The sequence below is a fragment of the Paenacidovorax caeni genome (assembly GCF_001298675.1).
Lineage (GTDB): Bacteria > Pseudomonadota > Gammaproteobacteria > Burkholderiales > Burkholderiaceae_C > Paenacidovorax > Paenacidovorax caeni.
Genome location: NZ_CYIG01000097.1, coordinates 1 through 4129 on the forward strand (window position 1 = coordinate 1; position 4129 = coordinate 4129).

Here is a 4129-nt window from a genome sequence, read left to right on the forward strand (position 1 = left end):
CACGTCATCGACAAAGGCATCCCGACGGCCGGCCTGCTGGCCCAAGTGCTGGTGGCCAAGTACCAGGATCACCAGCCCTTGTATCGGCAGGAGAACATCTTTGGTCGCGCCGGTCTGGCGATTCCAAGATCCACCCTGGCGCAATGGGTGGGTACCTGCGGGGCGCGGCTGCAACCGCTGGTCGATGCCCTGAAGGCCCAGGTGCTCGGCCACCGGGTGTTGCACGGTGATGAGACCCCGGTGGCCATGCTCAAGCCGGGCAGCGGTAAAACGCACCGGGCCTACCTGTGGGCCTATGCCCCGGGAGCGTTTGAAGCCACGCGGGCCGTGGTCTATGACTTCTGCGAGTCCCGCGCCGGAGAACACGCCCGCGCCTTCCTCGGTGACTGGCGCGGCAGCCTGATCTGTGACGACTATTCCGGCTACAAGGCCAGCTTTAGCCAGGGCGTGACCGAAGCCGGTTGCCTGGCACACGCACGGCGCAAGTTCTTCGAGTTGCATGCGGCCCACAAGAGCCAGATTGCCGAGTGGGCCCTGCAGCAGTTCGCCCGGGTCTATGAGATCGAACGGGACGTCCAGGCCCTGCCCGCGCCACAACGACTGGAGATACGCCAGCACTGCAGCAGGCCCGTGCTCGACGCCTTGCACGAGTGGATGGTGCTGCAACGCCAGCAGGTGGCGGGCAACTCGGCGACGGCCAAGGCCCTGGACTACAGCCTCAAGCGCTGGACGGCGCTCACGCGCTTCGTCGATGACCCGCAATTGCCGCCCGATAACAACTGGATCGAGAATCAGATCCGGCCCATTGCCCTTGGGCGCTCGAACTGGTTGTTTGCCGGCAGCCTGCGCGCGGGCCAGCGGGCAGCAGCCGTGATGAGCCTGATCCAGTCGGCGCGCATGAACGGGCATGACTCGTATGCTTACCTCAAGGATGTGCTGACCCGGCTGCCCACGCACAAGGCCAGCCAGATCGGAGAACTGCTGCCGCATCGCTGGCAACCTGCCAACATCTGATCATCAGCCATGACCGCCAGCGGCGGTCAACATGGGTTTGCCGTGCGCTTACCCGCGACAGGCGGGTAGCTGCGGTTGTCGAGCCCGCCATCGCGTTGCTGTTCAGGTGGGCGTGCAGCGCTTCGGGCCGGGGGGGGCCGCATGGGGGCTCCGGGCGTGTGCGCTTTGGAGCCCTGGCGTACGCTCCCTCGTGCGGTGTTGCGTGGCCCCAGCAGGCCGCCGATTGGCTCTCGGCGTCGGTGTGGTTGCTTGTAACGGCATTCAAGCTGCGGCAGCTTGCTTTTATCGGTTTTTATCTGCTTTTAAAAATGTTATTTTCAGGTGGCTGGTTAGAATGCCCGGTTTTGCCCATGGCGCCCAAGGGCTGACCGGCCCAGGGCGCCCAGCCCTTGGAGGAACCACCACGCCATGCAAGGCCTGCACCTGACTGCCGATCTGTACCAATGCGCTGGCGACACGGCGTATATGCTGTGCGCGGACACCATTGCCACCCTCTGCCGAGCCCAGGTTCAGGCCAGCGGCCTGACCCTGGTGGACGAGCGCTGGGTCACCTTCCCGCCCTACAACGGGCAGCCCGGCGGCGTGACGGGTACCGTGTTGCTGGCCGAGTCGCACCTGGCGATTCATACCTGGCCTGAGACCGGCAATGTCACGGTTGACGTGTACGTGTGCAACTTCTCGGCTGACAACTCTGGCAAGGCGCGCGCACTGATGGAGGGCGTGATCGCCGCCTACGCGCCCGGGCGCCGTGTGTGCCAGGAACTGCAGCGTGGCGACATCGGCCCCGGCGGTGCCAGTCCCACCGAATGGGTGCAGGAACAGCTCACGCCCGACGCCTGCTTTGCCTTCGCGGCCACACGGCACACGCAGCAGCGCACGCCCTACCAGACGCTGGAGCTGATGGAGACGCCGCGCTTTGGCCGCGTGCTGCGCCTGGACGGCCGCTTTATGACCAGCGAACGCGAGGAATTCTTTTACCACGAGGCCCTGGTGCACCCTGCCGCCGTGGCCCATCCGGCGCCGCGCAAGGCGCTGATTCTGGGCGGCGGCGATGGGGGGGCGGCCGAGGAGCTGCTCAAGCATCCCAGCATCGAGCGCGTGGTGCTGGCCGAGCTTGACGCCGTCGTCGTCGAGGCGGCGCGCACCCACCTGCACGCCGTGCACCGTGGCGCGCTCGACGACGCGCGCGTGCAACTGCACCTGGGCGATGGCATGGCTTTCGTCGACGCCACGCAGGAGCGCTTTGACCTCGTACTGATGGACCTGACCGACCCCGACACACCGGCCAGCGCCCTCTACTCCGATGCCGCGCTGGCCCGCATGCAGCGCGTGCTGGCGCCCGGCGGGGCCTTGGTACTGCACCTGGGCAGCCCGGTGTTCCACCCGCAGCAGGTGGCCGCGCTGGCGGCCACCCTGCGCGCGCGCTTCGCCAAGGTGCGCTGTATGGGGCTGTACATCCCGCTGTACGGCGCCTACTGGGGCATGGCCGTGGTCTCGCAGGAGCTGGACGCCGCTGCGCTCACGCCGGCCCAGGTGCGCCAGCGCCTGGCCGAGCGTGGCGTGGGTGATTTGCAGTACTACAACCCCGAGGTTCATCCCGCCCTGTTCGCCCTGCCCAATTACTACCGCACGCTGCTCGCCCCTGCCGCAGGGCAGCCCATGCGGCGCGTGGCCTGACCGCAGGCCGCCACGGCCCTACACTGCCGCCCATGGAGATCTACATGGTGGGCGGCGCGGTGCGTGACCGGCTTTTGGGCCGCCCGGTCAATGACCGCGACTGGGTTGTGGTGGGCGCTACGCCCGAACAGATGGTGGCCCAGGGCTTCACGCCCGTGGGGCGTGACTTCCCGGTGTTCCTACACCCCGGCTCGCACGAGGAATACGCGCTGGCACGCACCGAGCGCAAGAGTGGGCGCGGCTACCGTGGCTTCGTGGTGCAGGCGGCGCCCAGCGTTACGCTTGAAGAGGACTTGGCGCGGCGCGATCTCACTATCAATGCAATAGCTGCTAGCGCTGACTGGACGGGCGCTGGAGCCGTTTTTGACCCTTATAACGGCGTGCGCGACCTGCACGCGCGCGTGCTGCGCCACGTCACCGACGCATTCCGCGAAGACCCGGTGCGCATCCTGCGCGTGGCGCGCTTTGCTGCGCGCTTCAGCGACTTCACCATTGCCCCCGAAACGCTGGCGCTGATGCGCGAGATGGTGGCCGATGGCGAGGTGGACCACCTCGTGCCCGAGCGTGTGTGGCAGGAGGTGGCGCGCGGCCTCATGGAAGAGCGGCCGGCGCGCATGTTCGAGGTGCTGCGCCAGTGCGGCGCGCTGGCCGTGCTGCTGCCCGAGCTGGACCGCCTGTGGGGCGTGCCCCAGCGCGCCGACTACCACCCCGAGGTGGACACGGGCGTGCACGCCATGCTGGTGCTGGACATGGCCGCGCGCCTGCAGGCGCCGCTGCCCGTGCGCTTCGCCTGCTTGTGCCACGACTTTGGCAAGGGCACCACCCCCGCGCACGTGCTGCCGCGCCATATCGGCCATGAGGAACGCAGCGCGCGACTGCTGCAGCCCGTCTGTGAGCGCTGGCGCGTGCCGCTGGAATGCCGTGAGCTGGCCGACCTGGTGGCGCGCGAGCACGGCAACATCCACCGCAGTGGCGACCTGGGGCCTGCAGCGCTGCTGCGCCTGTTCACGCGCTGCGATGCTTTGCGCCGCCCCGAGCGCTTCGCCCAGGCGCTGTGGGCTTGCGAGTGCGACGCGCGCGGGCGCCTGGGCCATGAGGACGCCGCGTATCCGCAGCGGCCACGCCTGGCCGCCGCGCTGCAGGCCGCCCTGGCCGTGGATACCGCGCCCGTGGCCCGTGCGGCCGCGCAGCGCGGGTTGCGCGGGCCTGCCGTGGGCGACGCCGTGGCCCAGGCGCGCCAGGACGCCATCGCGGCGTGGCTGGGGCAAATCCGTCTGCAGGGGCAGATGGGAACCTCTCACAACCCCATGATTGACGGATCCGAATAGGCACGATTGGACGCCAGCCCGTTTTAAATGCGCGATGAGGCCTTACGGCGGTCTGCACCTCGTGCATTGAGGGGCCTTGCAGCCCCGATGGCTCAGGCTTTCGCCGTTTG

3 protein-coding genes are annotated in these 4129 nt (G+C 68.2%); all 3 read left to right on the plus strand.

What is annotated here, in order from left to right; genetic code table 11:
* Window positions 1-1014: IS66 family transposase (gene tnpC / locus BN2503_RS18740; RefSeq protein WP_054258102.1), on the plus strand; the 1014-nt coding region annotated here is incomplete at its 5' end.
* 408 nt (window positions 1015-1422) lie between these two features.
* A complete protein-coding gene (speE, locus tag BN2503_RS18745) occupies window positions 1423-2691 on the plus strand; it encodes a polyamine aminopropyltransferase (RefSeq protein ID WP_054258103.1) in 1269 nt (422 codons plus the stop codon).
* A gap of 32 nt (window positions 2692-2723) precedes the next feature.
* Window positions 2724-4019 carry a multifunctional CCA addition/repair protein gene (locus BN2503_RS18750; protein ID WP_054258104.1) on the plus strand — a complete coding sequence of 432 codons (1296 nt, stop codon included), beginning with the start codon at window positions 2724-2726 and terminating at the stop codon, window positions 4017-4019.
* Window positions 4020-4129 lie beyond the last annotated feature (110 nt).